We start from the raw sequence: 22,795 nt of genomic DNA, 5'->3' as shown, positions 1-22,795 counted from the left end.
ATATGACATCCATCCGTTCCTTCTTGATGCTATTCGTTTGTGCTGCTGGGCTTCAGGCCCAATACACCGAATCGGATTGGGAGGAACGGGACCTATGGATGAAAACGGACTCGTTGCTTTCCATGACCACAGTGGGGGTGGGGGACAAGGTGGCCGATATTGGCTGTCATGAAGGCTATTTGAGCATCCATTTGGCCCAGAAAGTTATGGAGACGGGAAGGGTTTATGCCGTTGATATTAGAGAAGACCGGCTCCAAAAGCTTCGCGCCAATGCGCATGACAGAAAGCTTGGAAACATCATCACTATTTTAGGGGATACGGATAACCCTAAACTGCCCGAAGGCGAACTGGATGCCGTTTTTATTTTTGACACGTACCATGAGATTGATGCCCACAAGGAAATCCTTCAACATGTAAAAAAAGCGTTGAAACCGGGTGGACAAATCATGATTATGGAAAAACTCAAGGATTGGGTTCGGGGAAAATCAAGGAAAGAACAAGTATCTTCACATTCATTGGGTCCAAAGTATGTGCGCGAAGAATTGAAACAAGCAGGCTTTACCATTGTTTCCGAAATTGAGGATCATGGAGATTGGGAACGCGAAACCAATAAACAAATGTGGGTAATCCTGGCCAAAAAATAGACCTCAGAATAATTATTCCCGCTTTACATAAACGTAGCTTCTAATTCCGGGCAAGTCATCATCAATGAGGTTGGTGAGTCGGTCCCCGCTTAAAGTAAGAGTACCCAGGGTAGTGCTACCTTGGAAGGTGATTTGGTTTCCGTTTGCAGTCCAAGCACCGGTACCTGTAACATCATTCACAGAACATTGCGCAAAGTACTGCCCACCCGTAATGGTTGTTATGGAAATTCCCGTCTGCTCAAAAGTCCACACATTATCCCCATCAATCAAAATGGTCCCAGAAATGCAATCCAATTCATTCATCAAATTGGTTGACGATGTACCGTCCATGTTTACATCTTGTGCTGAACTAATATTTACTTCAGACAAATCCCAAATCCCAATCACCTGTAAATCAGCAGCCACTTCACCACCGCTATCATCACTGCCGCAGGATAGCATCAAAAAAGTTACAAAGAGGAAGGGGAGGATTACTTCAATTTTTTTCATAGCTCAATTTTTTAGTTCAAGTATTTCTGTTGTAAAATAACACATTTCGGGGCTTATTATTTCAAATAGAACCGCATTTTATCGATAAAAAAGGGGTGGGAACACTAAAAAACACTGCTTTTCGTTAGTGCAGCGTAACCCTTAACTAAAGTAAAATGAACGGACTTACAAAAAAAATCTACACAATAGCCCTACTAAGTGCTTCTTTATTTTTGGCGCAATCTTGTAGCGAGGACAATAAACCAAATGCCGATCAAGAATTGACCGGGACAGAATTGAGGACCATTATGGAGACGGATGACATCTCCAGCGTTGCGGATAACGCCTTAGCTGAACTGTTTGCGGATGATGCTGCGGCAAAATCCGGTTCTTCAGCCAAAACCAACGATTGCTACGTTGCTGAATATACCGAAACTGGATTTGTGGCCACATTCAATAATTGTGTATTGAATGGAACGGACAATGTTAACGGTACAGTTACCGTAACGTATGAAGTAGGGGAGCAGTCAGCCTCTTTTACCGCCACTTATACTGATTTTTACGTAGGCACCCTTAAAATAAATGGAACCCGGAGTTTTGAAATGAACGGAAATATGGAAGCAAATTCCTTTTCGTTTACGGTAACCAGTAACATGAGTGTTGAGTTCGAAGACGAAAGCGTTATTTCAGAATCTGGCACAAAAACCTTTGGTTTTGCTTTTGATGAAGAGTTGCAAAGTGGTTCTTTCAGTCTTGCTGGAGAGTGGACCGTAACCGCTGATGGCCAAACCTATGCCGTTGCGATTACAGATACCCTTGAGGGCAGCCTTACCTGCGAAAACATTACTTCTGGCAGCATGATCGTTACTAAAAACGGTCTAGACATTGTGGTGGACTTTGGTGATGGCGAATGCGATGACACTGCTACCTTGATTTATCCTAATGGAGCATCCGAGGAAATTACACTGTAGTTTTCTCAATAAACTATAACAGAAAGCATCGGCGAGAGTCGGTGCTTTTTTTGTTTCACGGTTTTCAGCCCAACCTAATTGGGGTTTGATTATATTTATGAAAATGATTTGAACTTGACCATGATACAGGATATCGTAAATGCCCAAAATGCTTTTTTTTCAACCCACCAAACCAAAGATGTCGCTTACAGAAAACAACACCTAAAGCGGTTGAAACAGGAAATTGAAGCACAGGAAGATGCCATTTGTGATGCGCTTTATGCTGATTTTAAAAAGCCAACGTTTGAATCCCTGGCCACGGAAACCCAATTGGTGCTTGCGGAGTTAAGTCATGCGCTTAAAAACATAGAGCGATGGAGTAGACCCGAACCTATTGAGTCGTCATGGACCAATTTTCCATCCAAAGACTGGATTCAGTATGAACCGTTCGGTAAAGTTCTGATTATTTCTCCATGGAATTATCCGTTCATGCTGACCTTGGCACCAGTTGTGGGGGCCTTGGCCGCAGGAAACACGGTTGTTATTAAACCGTCGGAGTTGAGTCCCAACACATCTGGAATCATAGCCGAAATCATCAAAAAGGTATTTCCACCCGAATACGTCACCGTAGTGGAAGGAGGGGTGGACGTCTCCCAAGCCTTATTGGCTGAAAAATGGGAATATATTTTCTTTACCGGAAGCACCCAAGTTGGTAAAATTGTGTACAAAAGTGCTGCTGAACATTTAACGCCCGTCACCTTGGAGTTAGGGGGTAAAAATCCCTGCGTGGTGGATGAAACAGCCTCCCTAAAATTGGCCGCCAAGCGCATTGTGTGGGGTAAATTCATCAATGCTGGACAAACTTGTCTTGCACCAGATTACATTTTGGTGCATACCTCCAAGAAAAAGGAGCTGGTGGAAGCCCTTAAAGGTCAAATCACTTCGTTTTATGGACCTGATATTCAAAAATCCCCTGATTTTGCCCGAATTACCACTGAAAAGCATTATAAAGAACTAAAAGCTATGCTTCAAGGGCAAACCCTGCTTTTTGGGGGAACCTGCAATGATTCTGAAAGCTATGTGGAACCTACTTTGGTAGACGAGCCCAACCTCAATAGCAAGCTAATGGAAGGGGAGATATTTGGACCCATTTTGCCCATTATTTCCTATGAAACGGAGCAAGATTTGCATCGGTACATTTCAAACTATGGAAAACCGCTGGCATTTTACCTGTTTTCAACCAACAAAAGGTTTCAAAAAAGATTGCTCTCTCAATATTCATTTGGCGGGGGAACCATTAATGATACCGTTGTTCACATCAGCAATAAACGATTACCTTTTGGCGGAGTTGGCGCATCGGGAATTGGGGGCTACCACGGGAAACATTCGTTTGAGCTATTTTCTCATAAAAAATCCATGGTGAAACGTGCCAATTGGCTTGATATTCCCATGCGTTACCCGCCGTATACGCTTCCCATACGTTGGGTAAAGCGATTTAAATATTTATTCTGATGAATTGATTTTGGTCAAATTCCAAGACTTATATATTTTCTGGAAATTAAGTGGGTGATAAGGTCAAGGAACAACAGGGGTTTCATGGTTTCTATTTATTCTATTTTACATAATGTAAATTATAGTACAAATGTCGTCATGTTGTATTTTATGGGTTTTGCCATCCGTAGCTATAATTCTCCATTATGTAAAATATCCCTCATGTGAGCGTTATTTATTGAAATTTGCAACGGGGTCATGAATATTTTCCTAATCGGTCAGCTACGCTGCATCTTTGCATTTACTCACGCCAATTTTATTTTACGGGTGTTCGTGAATGCTACGCATTTGTACCATAATTTGTCGCTATGTAAAATAGCCGCTCGGCCAACAGCACATTGCTTTCATAAAAAGTAAATGCCCAAGCATTTATTTTTATACGCAATTCTCAGCCACTTGGCCAGCGCCATTAAAAGCTCAGCTTTTCGTATTTGTTGAAACCTTTGGTTTAATTGAAAATTTGGAGAAGAAAAATTTCAGTAAAATCTCGTCAGCTTGTCGCAAAAGCTTAAAATTTTGCTAGTGCATAAATTTCTAAGCACTTGCTCAAATGCTCCCCCAATTGAAATTTTACTTGAGCCCCAATAAATATTATGTCAAATAGAAAACAGTATTATCAACATCTTTTTAAGTCCCTTATCAATTCAGGTTCTTCTATAGAAAATAGAATCACTTTCCTTAATACAATTCTCAAAAACCTCAAAATGTCAATAATTGCCACTTTCTCCAAAACTTTTAGCTTTTTTTCAAAGTCAATGAAATCTCCATGAGCTATGGAACTTCTATAATTGTAGATTATTCCCATAACAATTCCCAGATTCAATGTATCTGGGCCCTTGATGTACTTCGCAAGATTTATTGGATCCTTTAATCTATTGTTAATAAGATTTAATTTTGACTGAAGCTGTAAATTAATTGACTTTAATTTTTCCATTGAACCGTCAACCAATAACAATTCAAGACATGCGATATAACTAACTACTTTGAAAACTGAATTATTTGAGATTTCACTTATTTTAAAATAATCATCTACGGCTTTTGAAATATGCGGGAAATCGTCCTTTACATTTTCGAATGTTCTTAGCAAGTCCAATTTTTCTAAAAATTCTTTTTTATCAGCTTGATTGAAGCTTCTTCCAGAATCCCAAATTTTAGGATGGAATTGACTTGACTCTGCATCAAAGTTTATTATGCTTCTGTCATTAAAATAAGTATATGCACTTAATTCTTCGAAAGGATATTTTATTGATAAGCCTATTTCACTATTTTTTGGCCCCTTAGCAAATCCAAAAGGAACAAAAAATTCTTTTTCCATCAATAAGAGCGCTTTGGCGTAGAATAAATTATAATGATTGCCAACACTATGCTCTAGAATAAAATACCTGAAATCTGCATCAGTTCTTATTTCCACCTCTGCCCCACCTGATTCTAGCCTTTTCTTTACCTTATATTCATGTAAATTAAAATCAAAAGGTACTTTGCCAAACTTGATTAATAGGCTTTTCAATATGGCTATTTGTTCCTGATTTGCAGCTTTTATAACTAATCCATCTTCTATTTTTAATTCTTCATTGACATCGAAGTCTATTAAATTTTCAATGTAATAGTAAGCAGGCATAATTGTTCTATTGGAGTTTATTTGTAATCTATTATTCTTTTTTCTTGATAAAAAAGAAACAAAAAATCAAGAAGAAAATATGCTTCCGCGCGCCCTTTGTGCCTTGTAACTTCGCTACTTGGGCGTTTCACGCCCCCACACAAAGCCCAGGGCAATGGCTCTTTGTGCCAAGCCACAAATTCACTCCCCTACTCGCCCGCATTTTCTTCCTTCCATGCTTTCAACACATAAAAATTAGTCAGCTCTAATTACCTCAAGAATTGAATCAACTTCATTTTGACTAACATTGTAACGTTCAAAAAATTCAGATTTTGTGGTGTTTAAAATACTTTCCCTAACTTTCAATTCTCTGGCAACCTCATTTACTTTAATTGCTGATTCTTCCTCATTATCGATAATGGAATCCTGCCATAAAACCATGAATTGATTTAGCTCTTCTTCTAAATTTTGACCAGCGATAAGAAAATCGATTGTTCGGTCAATCAGTTCTTTATCTTTAAATCTATTTTTTGTAGAATTTAGTTTGTCCAACCAAAACTTCTGGAAATCAGCAATAGATTTACTTTCTTCTTTGATTTTATGAACATTATCAAGGCTATTCCCATATTTATCAACCCTTGCCTCCTTAACAAAAACATCTAAGTAAGGATTTCTTTTATTATATACTTTGGCTGCCTGATCTTGAGCTTCCAAACAAAGTGCCAATTGTTGCAATGTTTCCGACTTCGAGGGTTTACATGCTACTTGTGTTATGATTAAAAAACATAAAACCACCGATATACTCAAACGTAAAAGAGATGTCATTAATCTGCTAAATTTATTTTCCGTTCTTTTTTTGGTCTTGTCTTATCTACCATATAACCAAAAACTTTTTATTTCGTAGAAACTAAAAGCTCCCGAATATCTACATCAAGGATTTCAGCAATCTTCTTTAGATCCTTTAAATGTGGTTGGGATTTGTTATTGCAAATTGAGGTAATTGTATTTGGATTTCGGTCAAGTTTAACCGCCAACTCTTTTTGGCTCATTCCTTTAATAACAAGCACTTCTTTTATTCTATTTATTCGCTCAGACATAGTCTAAAGCTAGAAATAATCAAGTTTAGAGACAATGCCGTGTTTTTTAAGACATTAGTAAAAACATTATTAATACCGTTTAAAACTATATTTATATATATAAAAACAATGAATTTTGTTTTTATTTTTATAATTAAAACCTATATTTATATCGTTTTTACCTGTATTAGTATATAAAATACTAGTGGAATCATACCAAAATGAGCTTAAAAGTAATTGACCTACATCCTCTCCTTTCCTACTTTGAAGAATGCCATGAGGGAGATTTACTTTCCATTACCCAATGGTTGGATAAGGCCATTTATATGTTTCATTACTTACCTACCGATTCGTTTTCAGAAACGGAACGCCAAAATGTTTGCCATGTGCTTATGGAATTAAAAGAAGCTGTTTTGAAAATCCATGTTGAGCAAAATAATTGTGCCTAAAACCCATTCCACACACATTTCCTCCCCTACTCCGAAGGCTCGACAAATAAGTGTTCCATTACATTATTTAAAAGGATGTTTTGAGAAGAAATTTTTCAGGAAGTGCTGAACAAACTTTCGCTTTTACCAAAGCTCAAGTTACATAACGCGAGAACATTATGGTTCATTGTTAGTACCATAATTTGACGCTATGTAAAATTGCTTTGGAGGTGTCGTTTCAAGTTTCATGTTCCTTACAATACGTTACCGCACAAAAGAACCTGCCTAGTTATAGACAGACCCGTTTTTATAGGGTATATAGTGGTTCAACGAAAGAGTTGAGCATTGGTTATTTTATTACAAATACCCCTTCCACCATTTCAAAGGAGCACCACTTCCAATTTAACTTTCGTCTCCTGAATTAGAAATTCAGTACATGTGTGCCATTCTAAAATGCCAGATTGCGCTTCAAATTAAAATAGCAATCATTTGAGAAAATCAATTTTTTCTGTCTCCTTTCTTTTGGTGGCCCACGCCATGTTGGCACAAGAAACCGCTTCAACCCGTAGTGTCTATCAATATAACATTGTTTCATCTCAAGCTGACATTAAAGTGGATGGCATTGAAAGTGAGGGAGAATGGAACATTCATCAGTCCATAGACCAATTCTACAACCATAACCCAAGCGATAAGGGATTGGCCAAAAACCGAACAGAAGTCAAACTCACTTATACCGACCAAATACTCTACGTCTTTGCAAAAATATATGACGAAGGCTCCCGCGTGGTGCAATCCCTTCAGCGCGATTCGGACAATGCGCATTTTAACAGTGATTCGTTCACCATCGTTATTGACCCCATCAATACCAAACAGAACGGGGTCATGTTTGGGGTGAATGCTGGGGGAGCTGAAATTGATGCAAGCCTAAGTGTAGAATCTTCTCAGACCTTGTATTCCGAGACATGGGATGAGCGCTGGTTTTCTTCTGTAAAAAATTACGACACCTATTGGATTGCCGAATTTGCCATTCCTTTTAGCAGTCTACGTTATAATGAAAACAACAGGGAATGGGGAATCAATTTTATTCGAGGTGATAAGATTGAGAACTTCTACTACACTTGGACTCCGTTTCCCATAAACTTTAACGCCATTGATGTGAACTATATGGGAACCTTGGTATGGAACCAGGTTCCACAAGTAAGGAGTAACTCGGTATTTGTGAAACCGTTTTCAACTGCCAGTACATACAAAACAAAGGTCGGGGAGGATTATCATACTGACGGGAATTTTGATGTCGGGGTCGATATAAAAGTCCCCATAACAACATCGTTGTATGGTGATTTGGCCATTAATCCCGATTTTTCCAATGCCGATGTAGATCAAGAAGTGGTGAACATCACCCGTTTTGATATTTCCTTGCCCGAGCGAAGGGAGTTCTTTTTAGAAAACAACGACATCTTCACCAATTTTGGGACGGATAACTTTCGGCCCTTCTTTTCGCGTCGAATTGGATTAAAAAATGGTGAAAGCATCCCCATTCTATTTGGAGCCAAAGTGACTGGAAATCTTGGGTCGAATTTTCGGTTAGGTGTCATGAATGTCCAAACAAAAAAGTCAGGCGACATCGCTGCAGAGAATAATACGGTACTGGCAGCTCAATATAAAGTCCTAAAGCGTTCCATTGTCAAGGGAGTGCTCATCAACAAGAATACCACCGGTGATACTTCCATGGATGACCTTAGTCAGAATTTTGGAACAGAGTTCACCTATATTTCAGAGAAAGGACATTTCAACAATACCGTGAGTTATCATGGCAGCACGGCCAAGGATTTCTCCAATGGTCATTTTGTTGGACTAGAAGGCAGTTACAACTCTAGAAGATTTGGTACTGGTTGGGTACTTCATAATATTAATGACCATTATCGAGCCGATGTGGGTTTTACCCCAAGACTCTTCAACTACAATGCAGATACGGGAGAAGTTATCCGGCAAGGATATTCTTTTGTGAATCCTTGGATGAAGTACCGTTTCTTTCCTGAAAAAGAGGGTTCTGGAATCGTTGAACACGGAGCACGAACTTGGCATCATTTCTATTATCATGACCACAGCCTCTTTGAACGACAAAACAATGTAGCCTATGACCTTTTCTTCAGAAATACAGCTACGCTAGTATTGACCGCTACCAATGTGGACATTGACCTTCAGTTTCCCACAAATTTTTTGGGGGATGAATTCGATAACCTTCCTGTACAGGAGTATAATTATTGGAATGGGTCCGTAGATTTCAGTTCAGATATCAGAAATCGATTTACCTATACCGCAGGGGGTACTATAGGTTCTTTCTACAATGGAAACATTAGCACATTATATGCCTCAGCCAACTATCGTTTTGGTAACTGGGGAAATTTTAACCTATCCTATGACTACAATAACATAGACCTACCCAATAATTATGGAAATGTAGACATTCATCTGGTGAAATTTAATGGGGCCTTGAGTTTTACAAACAAACTTTTTCTCAGCAATACCGTACAATACAATACGCTCAGCGACAACTTCAGTGTTTTCTCGAGACTGCAATGGAGGTATTCGCCCCTTTCCGACATCTTTTTGGTCTATAACCAAAACAATAATGTAAATGGATTCGACCTCAGTAACCGGTCTATCATTCTAAAGCTCACCTATCGCTTTGGGCTCTAGGACCATGTTTGGCATATGTGATTTTTTACGTTGGGCTTTTTGATATTCAGTGGGAGTAGTACCCGTTAACTTTTTAAAGGCCGCATAAAATGCGGAAGGTGTATTGAATCCCACTGAATAGGCCAAGCCTTCTATTTTGCCATAGTCTTGGTCTTGCTTGGACAATTCTATGAGCACTTCCTGAATACGTTTGTGGTTGATTAGCTCAGAAAAAGATTTTTTAAACTCTGTTTTTACAGCTAAGGAAATAAGATACGATGGATGACCCAGCTCTTTTGAAAACTGGTCAAGGGTTAATGATGGTTTTCGATACACCTTCTCCCCTTCTATAGCGTGCTTTACCTTTTGAATCACTTTGGGATCCAATCGCTTCCTTTTCTTGGTGACCGGAAACAACACCGAATGATTAAGGGCAAAGTACAACAGGCCATAAAACGCCACCGCTGCTAATGCCGAACCAATTGTATAATTAATCAAATAATCTGTATGGTATTGAAATAGAAAAATACCACATAATACTGAGATGGATATTAGCAATAGTAGGTTCCATTTCCGCAATAATTCTGCATTGTGGTCTTTATCCAAAAACAACTTTCTCCACCCCCACAAGACATAGGCCAATAGTATATATGTAGTAAAAAAGTACAGTTCAATGGCCACTTCCCTACCCACAAGGAGAATGCTTATAAAGCCTATCAAGGAAGGTAAGAAATGTGAATAATCCCTTGCTTCAATGGATTGAACTGATACTTTTCCTGAATACTTAAGGTATAAACACAATAGCGGGCCAATACTCGCTAATCCCAAATAGCCCAAGGCCATTCCCACCGTGGGCATACCTAATGTAAAACAGAGAAAAGATTTGGAGCATCTTAAAGCCATGGCCACAAATAGAGCAGCCAACAGGTTTAGTTTTAAGGTATCCTCTTTTCGGATTCGATAGAAATAAACAGCTCCCAAGAAACCGGCTGGTAAGGACACTCCTGAGAAAAAGGCTAACATTAGCATTATATTCATAATAAAAAGTCTCTAGAATTTCGAAAACAAGAGATAATAGCTTATTCAGGGGTTTACATTTGAAAATTAGTAGATGTTACTCAAATGCGTTAGCTAAAGAATTGTTAAAACCTTAAAAAGACTTTTTAAACATGAAAAGACTGATCATCGCTAACCTGATTATGGTCATGGCTATCTCCATTAAAGCACAGGAAAACCAAACCAAGTATCAAGATAAGACTCGGAACATAGACACTACTATTAAAACGCTGTACGCTGTAATTTCTGGAGAGAAGGGAGAAGAACGGGACTGGGACCTAATGCGCTATATCTACCATCCCGATGCAAAGTTGGTACCCACTGGAACAAATCCCGAAGGTAAGGTCGGGGCGCGCTACATTACCCCCCAATACTATGTTGAAAATTCAGGGCCTTGGTTGATGGAAAATGGTTTTTTTGAAGAAGAAATTCACAGAGAGACTCAAGTATTTGGAAATATCGCACACGTGTTCAGCACTTACCAATGTTTTAAGAGTAAAACGGACAAAGAACCTTTTATGAGAGGTATCAACAGTATTCAATTGTTCAATGAAGGTGGCAGATGGAGAGTTATCAATATTTTCTGGGCCCAGGAAACCGAGGAGAACCCTATTCCGGAAGCTTATTTACCTAAAAACTGACCTATATGGAAATAAAAAAAATCATTTTTAATCAGCAAGGTAACGCGCGAACAGTTTTTAAGTTGATGGCGTTTATAGTTCTATTTCAGCTCATAGGGTTAATCTTGCTTCGCATCACTATCCCCCATATTCAAAACAGTCCTTTTCATCTGTCCTATGGGGTCAATGCTATTTCATGTGCTGCTGCGTTGTTGGCCCTTTGGGTCTATACAAAATATGTGGATAATAGCTCGTTGGCCAAATACGGGCTATATCCAGGTAAGGATACCGTAGTTCAATTTGCTGGTGGCACAATAATAAGCTTATTAGCAATTATGGCCATTATTGGATTTCAATGGTTAAATGCTGAAGTGATATTGGACCCCGGATCCTCTTTTAAAGAACATGACATAACATGGGTTTATTTGTTACAATTGTTTCGATATCTATCTGGGAGCCTGTTTGAGGAACTCTTGACCACCTCTTTTCTCTTTATTTTAATATTTTATGCAATAGGGGCAAAATCAAGATTATACAACCATCGCCATTTGGTTGCCGTGGGAGCATCAGCAGTATTATTTGGCATGGTCCATGGATTTAATGAAAATGCCTCCGTTTTGGGAGTAATCAACCTGTTGATTTTTGGAGCGGTGACCACCACCAATTTTGCCCGTACCCGGAATTTGGCTTTTGCTGTTGGGTTTCATTGCTTTTGGAATTTTGGTCAAAATATTCTGTTTGGTCTTCCCAATAGTGGAAAACCCTCAGAAGCATGGATATTCAAAACACAACTGCATTCTTCAAATTGGATTACTGGAGGTTCATTTGGCTTGGAAGGAAGCCTTATCGCTACCTTAATTCTTGGATTCATCCTCCTATACAACTTGAGAAAACTCAGAAGCGTGTTATAAAGATTCTAACGTTAAGTCCTCAGGAAGTCGAATGTCTCTTCAATGAACAACAGTATAGGTTCAGTTCACTAAGATGTTCATCACCTGAACCTAAATGGCATATTAAAAAAGGAGTCCCCAGTTTCATATTCCTTACAATACGTTACCGCACAAAAAAACCTGCCTAGTTATAGACAGGTCTGTTTTTATAATGTTAAGGTGGTACCTATAAAATTTCAACAACCTCTAAGTCAAACACCAAATCTTGGCCCGCCAACGGGTGGTTGGCATCTATGATAATATCTTCTTCTTCAACCTTGGCAACACGAAACTGTTGTTCTTGCCCGGCTGAATTTGATCCTACCAAACCCATTCCAACTTCGGGTTTAAGATCATCGGGTAGCTGGGATTTGGATATTTTTTGAAAAAGCGATTCGTTGACCTCTCCATAAGCATCTTTCTTATCAATGGTTATGGTTTTCTTTTCATTAACGGCCATATCTATCAATCCTTTTTCAAATCCTGGGATAAGCTGACCCTGCCCCAAGGCCACTTCCATGGGTTCCCTTTCCAAAGAACTGTCAAAAATCTGCCCATTGGTCAATTTACCGGTATAATGCACTTTTACAGTATCATTTTCCTTTACTTTACTCATAATTTTTGTTTATAGTTTTAAAATCAAAACGTTGCAAATATAAAGGGTATAAAATGGTTCAACGAAGCAGTTGCTACTTTTCTGGTCTTCTGTGGATTTGGAGAGATAAGTATTCATGTATCCAAAACAAAAAGCCCCGCTTTAAGCAGGGCTTTCCCTTTTATCTCAATCAAGTAAGAATTAACATCTTATGATTTGGTTCCAGTAATGGTAACATTGGCATCCAATTGCAACGCCGAGGTAACACTAATGGCACCTAAATCAAGTACAGTATTCGATTCGGCCTCCAATAATGCATTAAACTCAAATCCGCTACCTTCGGTTTCTTCGTTGTAGGAAACAAATATCAGTTCGTACTCCCCTTCAGTCAAAAAGTTGAGACTATAGGAATTGTTGATACCCGCAACAACGGAACTGGTCACGGCATTCTTAAACATTACATTGCCTTCTCCTTGACCTTGGGTCTCAGTTTCTGCATTGAACGTACCTTTTTCATAGGCATAGACAATGATTTTATCTGAGGTGTTTTCAGCATCGTTCACCGTACCGGATATGGAGCCCGTGGACTCTTCGTTCACAGTGCGGATACCTGCTGAAAGCTCTGACATGGAAACAAACTCAAAGTTGCTTGAAAGCGTTCCTTCCTCTTCCTTTATAGTCTTTCTCAAATCAAAATCAATGATTACGTCATTTGTTGAAGTTGCAAAGACCTCAAAGGCATCGGTAATGGTGATGCTGTTTGCCGTGGCTTCAAGCTTATCCTTCTCGCCTCCCGCCAATTCCACATAACAGCCGGGGGCATTCCCTGAGGCATCTGTATCATAATCAAGCACCAATTCAATATTGGAATACGATGCTGCGGCAAGATCAATGTTCCCAAGGGTCTTGGTCTGACCATTGACCAGGGCTGAAAGGTCAAAAGTTGTTTTGTTAAATCCTTCCAAGGAGGTTCCATCCACTTTAATGTCAGAAACTGTGATGAACACCGCTTCTACGTTTGCATTGTCAATGGGGGCATCTGTCATTTTGAAAGTGGTGCTGTACGATTCCTCGGGAGTTTCCATTCCATCATTTTCGTCATCGCTACAGGAAACCATAAATAAAACACTTAAAAATGTTGTTCCTGCCAGTTTCAAATACGTCTTCATAAATTGTAATTTATAGGGTTATGTTCATTGTACTAACAATATACCTACGGGTATTCCCTATGCAAAAAATGTTAAAATCGTTCTAAAAAATGTTAACGCAGCCTATTGCATATTGACTGTCAGCCCTTTAGATTACTGAAAATTTTGTATGAATTTTTCATAGGTAAGTGCATGTCCTCTATAAATATTAGGATAGTATTTATGGGTGTGGTGAGCAGAATATGGGCCAAGTTCAACACTATTTTGATTGTCTGAACTTAAATGGGCATGCAAAAAGAAGAAGTTGTACGGTTTAAGTACTGGGGGTGCTATTTTTCGTTCAGTTCCACCAGTTTGTCATCGCTCCACTCGCCCCCGGCGACCACATCGCCATCGGAATCGTAAAACTTACCTGTTCCGCTGCGTTTGTCGTCTTTCCATTCACCAGTGTATTTTTCGCCGTTGGGCCAATAGTAGGTGCCATAACCGCTTCGCTTGTCATGGGTATAGTTCCCGACATAATATTCGCCATCAGGCCAATAAAAAGTGCCCTCCCCGTGTCTTTCGTTGTTCTTCCACTGCCCTTCATATCGACTGCCGGAGTCCAATAGGGCTACGCCGAATCCATGGGCCTTTCCGTCCTTAACCTGACCGATGTAATGCATTTGGTTCCCCTTTTTGCTTTTGAAGGTAAGATACTCCCCGAAGGATTTTTGTTTGAGCTGCTTTTTTAAACGGACCAACTGTACCTTGGTTTTTTCAAGGGAGAATTTAAGGGAATCGTACTTTCTAACGGCCACTTCTTCATCCCACTCAGATTTTGGGAGTGAGTCTAACTTAGCCAACACACTATCCGGAATTTTAGGCGCGCCTGTTTGATTATTTCTTAGTTTTTCAGCCAAGGCAATACGCAATGGAATAAGCCCACTACCCTCTTTTACTGAATTCATGGAAGCATTATAGGATGCGATAGCGGCATCATAATCGCCCTGAAGCAATACGGAGTCTATTTCCGTCAATCGCTCATATTCATCCAGTTTTTCTGAAATGATTTTGTTTTCTTCTTGAATAGCAACAAGATGTTCTTTCAGCTGAACTGTTTTTGAAACATAGAACAGAATGCCTGCAGTTAAAATGAACAAAAGAATGAACGGAGCGTATTTTTTTAGTTTCATAGTGTCTTTAGTTGCTTCAGTATTAGATACGTATCAATCCGTTAAATGGATGTCCGGCAGTTTATTTTTCACCCTTCTAAAGTCGGGAGAGAAGTAGACATGGAACCGCATGGTCCAAGATTGTTTATAGAATCCACCGTTATACAGTTCCTGTCCTTGGGAATACATAAGCCCTGCGGCAAAGGTCAACCTTGGGGTTGCAATGTAGCCAATGGTGGTGGTTATCCGAAGGTCTTCCATGGGACTGTCCACTACGGCTTTTCCGCTTTGCATGATGAGTTCTGCCTCTGGTGAGATATAAATCGTTTTGGGTTGTAATTTATAGTCGTTCAATGGGATTTTGGCCCGGAACATATACCGCCATCGATTTCTGAAAATATAATCACTATCCTCAGCAAAACCTTGGGTCCAGCGGTGCTCTATCCGGATTCTGTGGTAGAGCATTGCCGAATAAAAGGGCATGGCAAATTGGTATTGGTGCCAAATACGCCATTCTGGGACCACATTGCGGTCTTCCGATTCTTCGTCCGTATTAAAATTGATACGCACTACCCCACCCAAACTTACATTGGTCTTTTTGGAAAAAATATAACCAATGGCGTGTCGGTTGTAAATCTGACCGATTTGTCCCATGAACGGGGTGCTTTTGGTCTCCTCGAACCTAAAATGGGTCTGGGCATCCCAAAAGAAGCGTTTACCAATCCGAATATTTCCGTAGGAATTAAACCAAACCTTGGTCTTTGGGTCTTTGTATTGCGAAGTTTCCGGCAATACCTCTGGTTCCGTTTCTTGTGCCAAAACTGTACCCGCAATCCCGCCAAAGATCATAACAACCAACCAAAAGCTTTTTCTGCTGCTCATCATGCCTATTGGTTTTTAGCGGTTGATTGCTGATGCAGCAATTGTAAAACTTCTTTGGGTCGCTTTTCACGCCGCAGCTTGCGTTCGAGTTTCTTGGTATCCAAATCCCGAAGTTCCAACATGCGTTGATAGGTATGTTCCATTTGGTCATTGAGTGTGCTGGCATTGTTGCAGTTCAGCTCTTGCGTAATTATTGTAATGAAATAGGGAATCAGAACATCTTTGTAAGCACTCACGATTCTCTTTTTCACCTCCTCCTCCATCACATTGGCCATAAAAGGGTTCCAAACGGCATCGGTATATTTTTTTCGGATTTCTTCCTGTTGCTTTGGGAGTTCCGCCACGGAAACAGCGAGCTTATTTAAATGCGAAAGACATGTTTTTGCGCCTTGCCCATATTCCAATTTTGCATTGGGTTCTTCGATGGAAGCGTATGTGGTCAATGCGCTATCTGCCACACGCTTCATCTTCGTCATGGCACTTTTGTATCGGACCGGAAACGTTTCTGGTAGAGAGTCCATCTGCTGTTCCAAGGTAGTGTTCAGTGCGATGAGCTCCTCCTCCAAACCATTTAAAATTTGGAGCTGTTCCTCGTTCGTCAATCTGGAAGAAAGCGACCCTCTAATATATTCCAAGCTCATTCTGGCATAGGTGCCCAAAGCTGCAACGGACAGAAGGTCATTTCCTTCGTATCCAAATTCCTTGGAACTGGGCAAACTGAATGTACGCTGCTCCCGACCTGTTTCTCCTGTAACACGAATTTCCTTTTCAGGTTTTCCATTAGGCCAAAGTCGACCTGAAATCGTTGAAATCTCTTGAAATTGAACGATATCATGCTCAATATACCCCGCCAGTGTTCCCAAAGGCCCCAAAAACTCCTCGCTGATCTTTTCGGTTACTTGATAAAAGAAAAGGGCTTCCGGGTCGGTACGTTTTACAATGTTTAGGTGGCTATTCTTTAAAATAGCATTGCTAAGGGCCGCTGCGGTTTGGTATTCTGCAGCTATTTGCTCCAAGGTATTCTTTTGAAGGGAATCCAAGGCATAAAACGGAACCCTCACCTTCATGTTGGCGGCGATCCCGGGAGCGTTCAAATGGGAAAGAACCCCATCCATTTTTGTGTAGTAGCCTATATTCTGTTCCAAGAGATGAATGATTTGGCTTTTGCCCGAATCGTTGTTTAAAATTGCACGTAACAAGGCAAAATACCGGTCATTCAATGGAATGGTTTGGTAGTTAGGGGCACTGGCATCAAATACGGGTAGCTCTTGGGAAACGCCATTGGATTCTGTTTGGATACGCTGTAGCAATCCGTCCTCAAAAAACCAATTCTCGGTGTCCTCTACCACATCGGTGGCGTAAAACGACCACTCATCATGGGCCAGGCCATTTCGTAAAAACCGTCCCACCAACACACTACTGTCATTTTCTATTTGAAAGCTTTGCTGGGGAATCCCATTTTCAAAAGAAATACTGCTCTTAAAAAGGACCTTCTCAACTTCGGAATCTTTGATTTGATTGATGGTATAGGTCCAGTCTCCGTCAGGATTTCCATCCTTTAAAACCCCTTCACCTATTTCTTGTTGACCACTTACCAATACCCGGTACTGATAGTCCACCACCTGACTTTGGCTGTTCGTCTTGTACTCACCGAACTGGAATTGCCAAGGACCATTGGCCACTCCTTCATCAAAAGAACCCGTAAAACGGAAGGAGGCGTCCTCATTTTCCATCAAGGTTTCCAAATTGGATTTCTGCAATAAAAAATCCCCGTCAAAAACGGTGTCAAGGTCCGAAATGATAAATTGATACGTTGCTTTTCCCGAATAAGGTCCTATTTGAAGTGGGCCTTCAAATGTTTTCCGTTGCTGTCCGTACGACATTGCCAACGAGGTCAATGAAAAGAAGAGTGGAAAAAGCCATTTTTGAATAGGCTGGGTCATGCGCAAATTTTAGATTAGCCAAATGTCCGTTTAAATTACGAACAGAACCGTGCATCTGGACTATATGGTCCTGTTTTTAGTGATTTACCCGGTTTTTTCTTAAAAAATTAAGTGATTGGTAAGATATGAATCCCACATCGAAAAAAACTTTGGACAAGCCCTGAATTTTATGGGTATCCGATAGTTATGGGGATGACTAATACTCGTTGTGCCCCTTCCCTTCCCTGATCTTGGGTATACACTTTTCAATTCGGGATAGGCGGGTCTTGGATTGCTTGGCCTGCGAAATATGGATCATGTAACTGCGTTGCTTGCCCGGAGTCAGGGCTTCAAAGGCGGTTTTAAAATCGGGGTCGTTATCTATTTTGGCTTGAAGCTCTTCGGGCATATCGTGTTCGGATATATCTTTCTTTTTTACCTCCAATCCGGCTTTTTCCACCTCAATCGCCTCAAACACGTAGTGTTTTAGAACGTCCCATTGTTCCATAATTTGCTTTGCATTGGTGAATCGGGCAAAACGGACAGATTGGGAATTTTCACCCGGTTTTTCCAAGATGCCCTGCGGATCCTTCAGCAATACACCTTTTAGAAAACTCAATGAGCAATTGTCTTTAAACGCAGCGATCATCACCACATTCTTGCCATTAAGGGTATAACAGGGCGAACCCCACTTTCTTTCTTCGGTAAGCCCGCTTTCCAATAAAAGCCGGCGCAGGGCCTTGATTTCCTCCTGCCAACTTTGCACCTTGCAGTCCGGTGTGCCCACCAAATCGCAACGGCCGCAGCCTTCGGCAATATATTCGTCAACTTCAGGGTTTGCTGCATTCATAGGTCATGGAAAAAGGGTTTCAGCAATGATTTCCGCCGCCTTTTCCGTTCCTTTTTCGGATGGGTGGAAATCATCGGAACCATAATACGAAAAATTGCCAGTAGTGTCAAAATAAGCCTTCCATTCTTCACCAACAGGCGCCAATAGGGCATCATTGACTTCCGCAGCTTCCCGATGGTTGGCAATGACAGCATCGAAGGTATGGTAGTTTACCTTAGCAGGCCAAACCATGTAATAGACCAGTTCAGCACCATATTGATCACAAAGGTCCTTGAACCGCCTTCCGTAATCCAATAAAATCTGCCTTCCATATGCCTGCGAAGAGGGTCCTTGCTGTATGACCACAAAATCATAACCATTCGTTTTTATCATTTCCTGAACATTGCCGTTATGCCAATGGTCTAGGAGTGCGGCATTGGCCAGAGCGACCATATCGGTTTCAATAATTCGGTAACTTCGGGTGGCCTCTTCTTCAAAAACTTTGGGCAGATCATTGTAATAGGTTAGGCTGTTGCCGACAAAAAGGACCTTATAGGTATTTACAGGACGAGGACCTTTGGGCCCAACGGGAACCTCCTCTGGGTCACTCCCCTCATCCACGGTGTCATCTGTAGTGTCCTCCGGGTTGTCCTCATTATCTTGGGGCTCTTCATCTTCATCGTCGTTGTCATCTACATTCTCTTCGGGCTGACTGTCATCCACACTGCCCTGCTCCACTTGGGTATCTTGGCCCGAAGCCTCGGTGGACTCGGGACTGCAGCAAAATAAGAGCAGCAGCAAAAACCCGGTACTTAAGAACCACTTTTTATTCATAAGCGTTTACGAACTAGGGCTTTAAGGTATTCAATTTTCCTGAAATAATGGATTTTTGATTAACTGAAACCCCTTACCCCACAAATTGTACCTGCTGAAAAAGGAACATAAGACCAAGGCGTGGCCTACCCTATCCCAAAAAAGCTAAGAACGAAATGTGCGCAGTTGCCATTTATAATCTTCGTTCGTTTGCGGCGATGGGCAGATCATTGATACTGGCGTAGCGTTTCCGCATTAAGCCGTGTTGGTCAAACTCCCAATTTTCATTGCCGTAGGCCCTGAACCACTGTCCTTGACTGTTTTGATATTCATACTCGAACCGCACCGCTATACGACTGTCGGTGAAAGCCCAAAGTTCCTTTTTTAGCTTATAGTTTTTCTCTTTCTGCCATTTGTCTGTCAAAAAAGCTACCACTTCTTCCCGTCCATTTACAAATTGGGCGCGATTGCGCCATTCGGTATCCACCGTATAGGCCTTGGATACTTTTTCGGGGTCTTGGCTGTTCCAGGCATCTTCGGCCAACTGTACTTTTTCTCTTGCCGATTCCTCAGTAAAAGGAGGTAACGGAAATTTTTGTTCTATTGCCATGGTGTATGTTTTTAAATGAAAAAGAGCAGGCTGAGAACCTCAACCTGCCCTGAATACATTACTTGCTGTCTTTGATGTTAGGCCAATTGGTATGGGCCGCTTTTTCAAGCTCTGCAGTACGGGCTTTCCAATCTACAGAAGTGTCCAGCTGTTCCCCATTGAACTCTCCATCGAAAAACAGGTAAAGTTTTCCATCTACAATGTCAAAAGTCTCTGGGTTTATGGGAAACTTGGCCGCCTTGGCCCCTACGCCCCATGCGCAGTACCCATCAAATTGGGGTAGATACTTGTTCGGGGCTTTGGTAAAGGCTTCCCGGTTGGCCTTGCTAGCAAAATAATAGGTAACTTCATTGTGCTTGGCTGCAAAGGTCTTTTTACCTTCTTTGGCCTTTCCAGAAAAATAGGATACCACATCGTAGCCTCCCAGTGCCACACCATCGGTGTTCACAGGATCAATTTGGGCCTGGGCAAAGGCTCCCCATAGAAGGGCCACTGCCAAAGCAAATACTTGTTTTACTGTTTTCATGATTTCTGATTTATGTATTTTAATATTGGTACAAAGTTGCGGCATAGCGGTATGGAATCACATGGATAAACGTCACAACTTCTTGCACAGATTTCCCGAAACTGATCTCCAAGTGAGAACCTGGCTACTAACTGGAGGATTTTCTATTGGGTGTTAGGTATTGGGGGAAGGGGTTTGGGTGAAGGGTAAAGGGTTTTGGAATTTGGAATTTGGAGTTTGGATTTTGGGATTTGGATTTTGGGATTTGGATTTTGGAATTTAGAGTTTGGAGTTTGGAATTTGGGTTTTGGAATTCAAGCTATTGCCATCATGGGGCCCGAAAAGCAGGAATTGGAGGCCTTTACATTGGAAACGGAACGGAAAAGGGTTAAAAAGGAGGAGCTACTAAAAGTAGCTAAAAGGATGAAGGGTGAAGGGATAACGGATGAGGTTATCAAAAAAGTGACCGGACTGAGTTTAAAGGTGATTGGGGGGTTGTGAGAGCTTATAAATCTTCAATTTGATTCTCAAGAAAATTAACCAATCCATTTATTGAATCACTATTTAGATTCCAATAATGGACATCTTTAAATTGGTAATCTCCCTTTTTAAGATATTTTTTCCTGTTATTAGGGGTTAAGGTGTCAACATAAGCATAAATCTTAGTCTTTTTAACAGGTAGATGAAAATTACCTGTGTTATTAACTTGAAGACAATTGACATAAGCATCAAAACAATTAAAAAGAGCTTGATGGTTAACATTAATCATCTGTTCAAGTAAATCTTCCAAATTGCCATCATCGTGATGATTGGGCAAAAGGAAATATTCAAACTCTAAATTCTCATCATTTTTGAAATCTTCTAACGCTTGACACACGTTTGTAAATCCTGCATGAGGAGGAGAATCTGCATCGAGTATAACAGTAACCTTGTCTCCATTATCCATATTCTCCCTAATCTGTTGAGGCACTTGAAGCAAACTTGACATGCCACCTCCTAATTTTTTGATTTCGAAAGTAGAACTATCAATATTGAGCTTCTCTTCCAATAAAGCTTCTATTAACTTTTCATCATTACCTTCAACATATGCCATTAACATATACTACCGGATTTCCAAATTTTCTTCGATTGCAGTGCTAAAACTTTTAAAATCATATTTATATGATTTTAAATTATCATCCAACATCCTTATAGTGTAGCTGCGAACACCTTTCTGATACGAATGAATATCATCTTTTTCAATTTTAAGCACACTATTTAGACGTTTTAGTGCTTCTAAGTCATGAGTAGCTATGAAAAGTTGGACATTAAATTTTCTTGATGTGCTTAGAATGGCTTCCCATACCTTTTCCAAAACAGTGTGGTGAAAACCATTCTCAATTTCGTCAATGATTACTATTCCATTTTCAGCATCGTAAATTGCCAGTAATATATTGAATAACCTCCTCATCCCGTCACCGATAAGATTAAGGGGCACTAGATTTTCCTTTCCCAAATCAACGTAAACCATTCGACCAGAAAGAACTGAGATATTCCTTATTCTTGAATCAATAGTTTTTAGAATTGAAACAATTTCATCAATCTGTTTGCTAATGATCAGCTTTTCCAGCCTCTTTTCTAAGTTTGGAGCATAATGTATACGTGAAACGACCATAACTGCATTAATGAAAGGGATTTTTCCTTTATGGTTTGAAAACACAAAACCTTTATTACCATTATGCTGAATAGTTGCTGTACTCGATTGAGTTTTATTGTGTTTTTCCTTCCAAACTAATTTAACATTTAGAGAATTTATATCATGGTAATTTGTCGAGTCAGAAATTGTAATATTATCTTTTTTAATATCACCTGAAACAGAAGTTTTACCTGATTCATCAGGAGAGATTTCCAAACGAGTATTCAACTCATTGACTGAATTTTCAGCTTCTATATTAATCTTATTGTTATAGTTTAGGTTATAAAAAATAAACTTCAAATCATCCTCTTCATTAAGTGTCAAATCTCTCCATTGATGGATTCGATAAATGATTTCAGGTGCTCCCCCCGCACATAGCAAAAAAAGTGCTTCTAAAATTGATGTTTTGGAAGTGTTGTTTTTTCCTAATAGTAAGTTAACCTTTCCAAGGTCTTCTAATTCAAGCGTCTTAATACCTCTAAAATTCTTTATGCTGAGGGATGTTATCATGATATTTCTTTAAATACGAAGGAAAGATACAAATTACATATAAAAACGAAAGTAGGTGATTCATTACTAAAAAATGATTGTAAGTGAATCATAAATTAATATTTTAGAACATTTGGTTTAACAGATTAACTTCAATAAAAAAAGGAAGACCCTT

The 22,795-nt window shown here is 40.1% G+C and carries 24 protein-coding genes; 8 read left to right on the top strand and 16 right to left on the bottom strand.

Annotated elements, in window-relative coordinates; genetic code table 11:
• The first annotated feature begins 2 nt into the window (after positions 1 to 2).
• Positions 3 to 644 carry a class I SAM-dependent methyltransferase gene (locus ACFOWS_RS08810; protein WP_379763618.1) on the top strand — a complete coding sequence of 214 codons (642 nt, stop codon included), beginning with the start codon at positions 3 to 5 and terminating at the stop codon, positions 642 to 644.
• A 12-nt stretch (positions 645 to 656) separates the two neighbouring features.
• Here the strand turns inward: ACFOWS_RS08810 and ACFOWS_RS08805 are convergent, their stop codons facing one another.
• Positions 657 to 1,133: a hypothetical protein gene (locus ACFOWS_RS08805; protein ID WP_379763616.1), complete on the bottom strand. Its 477-nt coding sequence runs from the start codon at positions 1,131 to 1,133 to the stop codon at positions 657 to 659.
• A gap of 155 nt (positions 1,134 to 1,288) precedes the next feature.
• Between ACFOWS_RS08805 and ACFOWS_RS08800 the strand changes: the two genes are divergently transcribed.
• The gene (locus tag ACFOWS_RS08800) at positions 1,289 to 2,083 is read left to right on the top strand and encodes a hypothetical protein (protein WP_379763613.1); all 795 of its coding nucleotides are present in this window, start codon (positions 1,289 to 1,291) and stop codon (positions 2,081 to 2,083) included.
• Between the two features lie 120 nt (positions 2,084 to 2,203).
• Complete coding sequence (locus tag ACFOWS_RS08795) at positions 2,204 to 3,574, top strand: aldehyde dehydrogenase (RefSeq protein WP_379763610.1); 1,371 nt, start codon at positions 2,204 to 2,206, stop codon at positions 3,572 to 3,574.
• A gap of 655 nt (positions 3,575 to 4,229) precedes the next feature.
• On the opposite strand, the gene ACFOWS_RS08790 is transcribed toward ACFOWS_RS08795, so the two are convergent.
• From ACFOWS_RS08790 to ACFOWS_RS08780, 3 genes are all read right to left on the bottom strand, one after another.
• Positions 4,230 to 5,231, bottom strand: coding sequence for a hypothetical protein (locus ACFOWS_RS08790; protein ID WP_379763607.1), 1,002 nt, complete (start codon positions 5,229 to 5,231; stop codon positions 4,230 to 4,232).
• 234 nt (positions 5,232 to 5,465) lie between these two features.
• Complete coding sequence (locus tag ACFOWS_RS08785; protein ID WP_379763604.1) at positions 5,466 to 5,945, bottom strand: hypothetical protein; 480 nt, start codon at positions 5,943 to 5,945, stop codon at positions 5,466 to 5,468.
• Positions 5,946 to 6,103: 158 nt separating this feature from the next.
• Positions 6,104 to 6,307 carry a helix-turn-helix transcriptional regulator gene (locus tag ACFOWS_RS08780; protein ID WP_379763602.1) on the bottom strand — a complete coding sequence of 68 codons (204 nt, stop codon included), beginning with the start codon at positions 6,305 to 6,307 and terminating at the stop codon, positions 6,104 to 6,106.
• 200 nt (positions 6,308 to 6,507) lie between these two features.
• Between ACFOWS_RS08780 and ACFOWS_RS08775 the strand changes: the two genes are divergently transcribed.
• Entirely contained in the window at positions 6,508 to 6,735 is a 228-nt protein-coding gene (locus ACFOWS_RS08775) for a hypothetical protein (protein ID WP_379763600.1), read from the top strand.
• A gap of 468 nt (positions 6,736 to 7,203) precedes the next feature.
• Positions 7,204 to 9,414, top strand: coding sequence for a DUF5916 domain-containing protein (locus ACFOWS_RS08770; RefSeq protein ID WP_379763598.1), 2,211 nt, complete (start codon positions 7,204 to 7,206; stop codon positions 9,412 to 9,414).
• Here ACFOWS_RS08770 and ACFOWS_RS08765 read toward each other — a convergent pair.
• Positions 9,385 to 10,416, bottom strand: coding sequence for a helix-turn-helix domain-containing protein (locus tag ACFOWS_RS08765; RefSeq protein ID WP_379763596.1), 1,032 nt, complete (start codon positions 10,414 to 10,416; stop codon positions 9,385 to 9,387). The two genes, ACFOWS_RS08770 and ACFOWS_RS08765, sit on opposite strands and share 30 nt — an antisense overlap.
• Positions 10,417 to 10,562: 146 nt before the next feature.
• On the opposite strand from ACFOWS_RS08765, the gene ACFOWS_RS08760 reads away from it, so the two are divergent.
• Both ACFOWS_RS08760 and ACFOWS_RS08755 read left to right on the top strand, forming a co-directional pair.
• Positions 10,563 to 11,090, top strand: coding sequence for a hypothetical protein (locus ACFOWS_RS08760; protein ID WP_379763594.1), 528 nt, complete (start codon positions 10,563 to 10,565; stop codon positions 11,088 to 11,090).
• Positions 11,091 to 11,095: 5 nt separating this feature from the next.
• Entirely contained in the window at positions 11,096 to 11,980 is an 885-nt protein-coding gene (locus ACFOWS_RS08755) for a CPBP family intramembrane glutamic endopeptidase (RefSeq protein ID WP_379763592.1), read from the top strand.
• Positions 11,981 to 12,185: 205 nt separating this feature from the next.
• Here ACFOWS_RS08755 and ACFOWS_RS08750 read toward each other — a convergent pair whose 3' ends face one another.
• The 9 genes from ACFOWS_RS08750 to ACFOWS_RS08710 all read right to left on the bottom strand — a co-directional run bounded on the left by ACFOWS_RS08750 (position 12,186) and on the right by ACFOWS_RS08710 (position 20,477).
• Positions 12,186 to 12,614 carry an FKBP-type peptidyl-prolyl cis-trans isomerase gene (locus ACFOWS_RS08750; RefSeq protein ID WP_366589205.1) on the bottom strand — a complete coding sequence of 143 codons (429 nt, stop codon included), beginning with the start codon at positions 12,612 to 12,614 and terminating at the stop codon, positions 12,186 to 12,188.
• A 188-nt stretch (positions 12,615 to 12,802) separates the two neighbouring features.
• Positions 12,803 to 13,762 carry a DUF4382 domain-containing protein gene (locus ACFOWS_RS08745; RefSeq protein WP_379763590.1) on the bottom strand — a complete coding sequence of 320 codons (960 nt, stop codon included), beginning with the start codon at positions 13,760 to 13,762 and terminating at the stop codon, positions 12,803 to 12,805.
• A 308-nt stretch (positions 13,763 to 14,070) separates the two neighbouring features.
• Positions 14,071 to 14,916, bottom strand: a complete 846-nt coding sequence (locus tag ACFOWS_RS08740; protein WP_379763588.1) for an MORN repeat-containing protein — start codon at positions 14,914 to 14,916, stop codon at positions 14,071 to 14,073.
• A 33-nt stretch (positions 14,917 to 14,949) separates the two neighbouring features.
• Positions 14,950 to 15,780: a DUF2490 domain-containing protein gene (locus ACFOWS_RS08735; RefSeq protein ID WP_379763586.1), complete on the bottom strand. Its 831-nt coding sequence runs from the start codon at positions 15,778 to 15,780 to the stop codon at positions 14,950 to 14,952.
• Positions 15,781 to 15,782: 2 nt separating this feature from the next.
• Entirely contained in the window at positions 15,783 to 17,720 is a 1,938-nt protein-coding gene (locus tag ACFOWS_RS08730; RefSeq protein WP_379763584.1) for a hypothetical protein, read from the bottom strand.
• Positions 17,721 to 17,916: 196 nt separating this feature from the next.
• Positions 17,917 to 18,549: a YdeI/OmpD-associated family protein gene (locus ACFOWS_RS08725; RefSeq protein WP_379763582.1), complete on the bottom strand. Its 633-nt coding sequence runs from the start codon at positions 18,547 to 18,549 to the stop codon at positions 17,917 to 17,919.
• 3 nt (positions 18,550 to 18,552) lie between these two features.
• Complete coding sequence (locus tag ACFOWS_RS08720; protein ID WP_379763580.1) at positions 18,553 to 19,362, bottom strand: hypothetical protein; 810 nt, start codon at positions 19,360 to 19,362, stop codon at positions 18,553 to 18,555.
• A 172-nt stretch (positions 19,363 to 19,534) separates the two neighbouring features.
• On the bottom strand, positions 19,535 to 19,951 hold the full coding sequence (locus ACFOWS_RS08715) for a DUF1348 family protein (RefSeq protein ID WP_379763578.1): 417 nt from the start codon (positions 19,949 to 19,951) through the stop codon (positions 19,535 to 19,537).
• 58 nt (positions 19,952 to 20,009) lie between these two features.
• Complete coding sequence (locus tag ACFOWS_RS08710) at positions 20,010 to 20,477, bottom strand: YHS domain-containing (seleno)protein (RefSeq protein WP_379763576.1); 468 nt, start codon at positions 20,475 to 20,477, stop codon at positions 20,010 to 20,012.
• A 195-nt stretch (positions 20,478 to 20,672) separates the two neighbouring features.
• Here ACFOWS_RS08710 and ACFOWS_RS08705 point away from each other — a divergent pair, with 195 nt between their 5' ends.
• Positions 20,673 to 20,957 (top strand): hypothetical protein, encoded by a 285-nt coding sequence (locus ACFOWS_RS08705; protein WP_379763574.1) that lies wholly within the window; start codon positions 20,673 to 20,675, stop codon positions 20,955 to 20,957.
• A 4-nt stretch (positions 20,958 to 20,961) separates the two neighbouring features.
• Here ACFOWS_RS08705 and ACFOWS_RS08700 read toward each other — a convergent pair whose 3' ends face one another.
• On the bottom strand, positions 20,962 to 21,555 hold the full coding sequence (locus ACFOWS_RS08700) for a DUF3226 domain-containing protein (protein ID WP_379763572.1): 594 nt from the start codon (positions 21,553 to 21,555) through the stop codon (positions 20,962 to 20,964).
• A 3-nt stretch (positions 21,556 to 21,558) separates the two neighbouring features.
• Complete coding sequence (locus ACFOWS_RS08695; protein WP_379763570.1) at positions 21,559 to 22,641, bottom strand: AAA family ATPase; 1,083 nt, start codon at positions 22,639 to 22,641, stop codon at positions 21,559 to 21,561.
• Positions 22,642 to 22,795: the final 154 nt, after the last annotated feature.

It is taken from the genome of Flagellimonas marina, from assembly GCF_042651185.1.
GTDB classification, from domain to species: domain Bacteria; phylum Bacteroidota; class Bacteroidia; order Flavobacteriales; family Flavobacteriaceae; genus Flagellimonas; species Flagellimonas marina.
Note: the sequence above shows the minus strand (reverse complement) of the source record. Positions and strands in the feature narration are given on the sequence as shown.

Excerpts from the sequence above, each read along its gene's own strand:
- ACFOWS_RS08710 (WP_379763576.1), bottom strand. The coding sequence starts at position 20,477 with ATGAAAACAGTAAAACAAGTATTTGCTTTGGCAGTGGCCCTTCTATGG.
- ACFOWS_RS08740 (WP_379763588.1), bottom strand. The coding sequence starts at position 14,916 with ATGAAACTAAAAAAATACGCTCCGTTCATTCTTTTGTTCATTTTAACT.
- ACFOWS_RS08700 (WP_379763572.1), bottom strand. The coding sequence starts at position 21,555 with ATGTTAATGGCATATGTTGAAGGTAATGATGAAAAGTTAATAGAAGCT.
- ACFOWS_RS08760 (WP_379763594.1), top strand. The coding sequence starts at position 10,563 with ATGAAAAGACTGATCATCGCTAACCTGATTATGGTCATGGCTATCTCC.
- ACFOWS_RS08720 (WP_379763580.1), bottom strand. The coding sequence starts at position 19,362 with ATGAATAAAAAGTGGTTCTTAAGTACCGGGTTTTTGCTGCTGCTCTTA.
- ACFOWS_RS08735 (WP_379763586.1), bottom strand. The coding sequence starts at position 15,780 with ATGATGAGCAGCAGAAAAAGCTTTTGGTTGGTTGTTATGATCTTTGGC.
- ACFOWS_RS08805 (WP_379763616.1), bottom strand. The coding sequence starts at position 1,133 with ATGAAAAAAATTGAAGTAATCCTCCCCTTCCTCTTTGTAACTTTTTTG.
- ACFOWS_RS08730 (WP_379763584.1), bottom strand. The coding sequence starts at position 17,720 with ATGACCCAGCCTATTCAAAAATGGCTTTTTCCACTCTTCTTTTCATTG.
- ACFOWS_RS08745 (WP_379763590.1), bottom strand. The coding sequence starts at position 13,762 with ATGAAGACGTATTTGAAACTGGCAGGAACAACATTTTTAAGTGTTTTA.
- ACFOWS_RS08765 (WP_379763596.1), bottom strand. The coding sequence starts at position 10,416 with ATGTTAGCCTTTTTCTCAGGAGTGTCCTTACCAGCCGGTTTCTTGGGA.
- ACFOWS_RS08755 (WP_379763592.1), top strand. The coding sequence starts at position 11,096 with ATGGAAATAAAAAAAATCATTTTTAATCAGCAAGGTAACGCGCGAACA.
- ACFOWS_RS08795 (WP_379763610.1), top strand. The coding sequence starts at position 2,204 with ATGATACAGGATATCGTAAATGCCCAAAATGCTTTTTTTTCAACCCAC.
- ACFOWS_RS08725 (WP_379763582.1), bottom strand. The coding sequence starts at position 18,549 with ATGAATGCAGCAAACCCTGAAGTTGACGAATATATTGCCGAAGGCTGC.
- ACFOWS_RS08800 (WP_379763613.1), top strand. The coding sequence starts at position 1,289 with ATGAACGGACTTACAAAAAAAATCTACACAATAGCCCTACTAAGTGCT.
- ACFOWS_RS08775 (WP_379763600.1), top strand. The coding sequence starts at position 6,508 with ATGAGCTTAAAAGTAATTGACCTACATCCTCTCCTTTCCTACTTTGAA.
- ACFOWS_RS08790 (WP_379763607.1), bottom strand. The coding sequence starts at position 5,231 with ATGCCTGCTTACTATTACATTGAAAATTTAATAGACTTCGATGTCAAT.
- ACFOWS_RS08780 (WP_379763602.1), bottom strand. The coding sequence starts at position 6,307 with ATGTCTGAGCGAATAAATAGAATAAAAGAAGTGCTTGTTATTAAAGGA.
- ACFOWS_RS08810 (WP_379763618.1), top strand. The coding sequence starts at position 3 with ATGACATCCATCCGTTCCTTCTTGATGCTATTCGTTTGTGCTGCTGGG.
- ACFOWS_RS08715 (WP_379763578.1), bottom strand. The coding sequence starts at position 19,951 with ATGGCAATAGAACAAAAATTTCCGTTACCTCCTTTTACTGAGGAATCG.
- ACFOWS_RS08695 (WP_379763570.1), bottom strand. The coding sequence starts at position 22,641 with ATGATAACATCCCTCAGCATAAAGAATTTTAGAGGTATTAAGACGCTT.
- ACFOWS_RS08750 (WP_366589205.1), bottom strand. The coding sequence starts at position 12,614 with ATGAGTAAAGTAAAGGAAAATGATACTGTAAAAGTGCATTATACCGGT.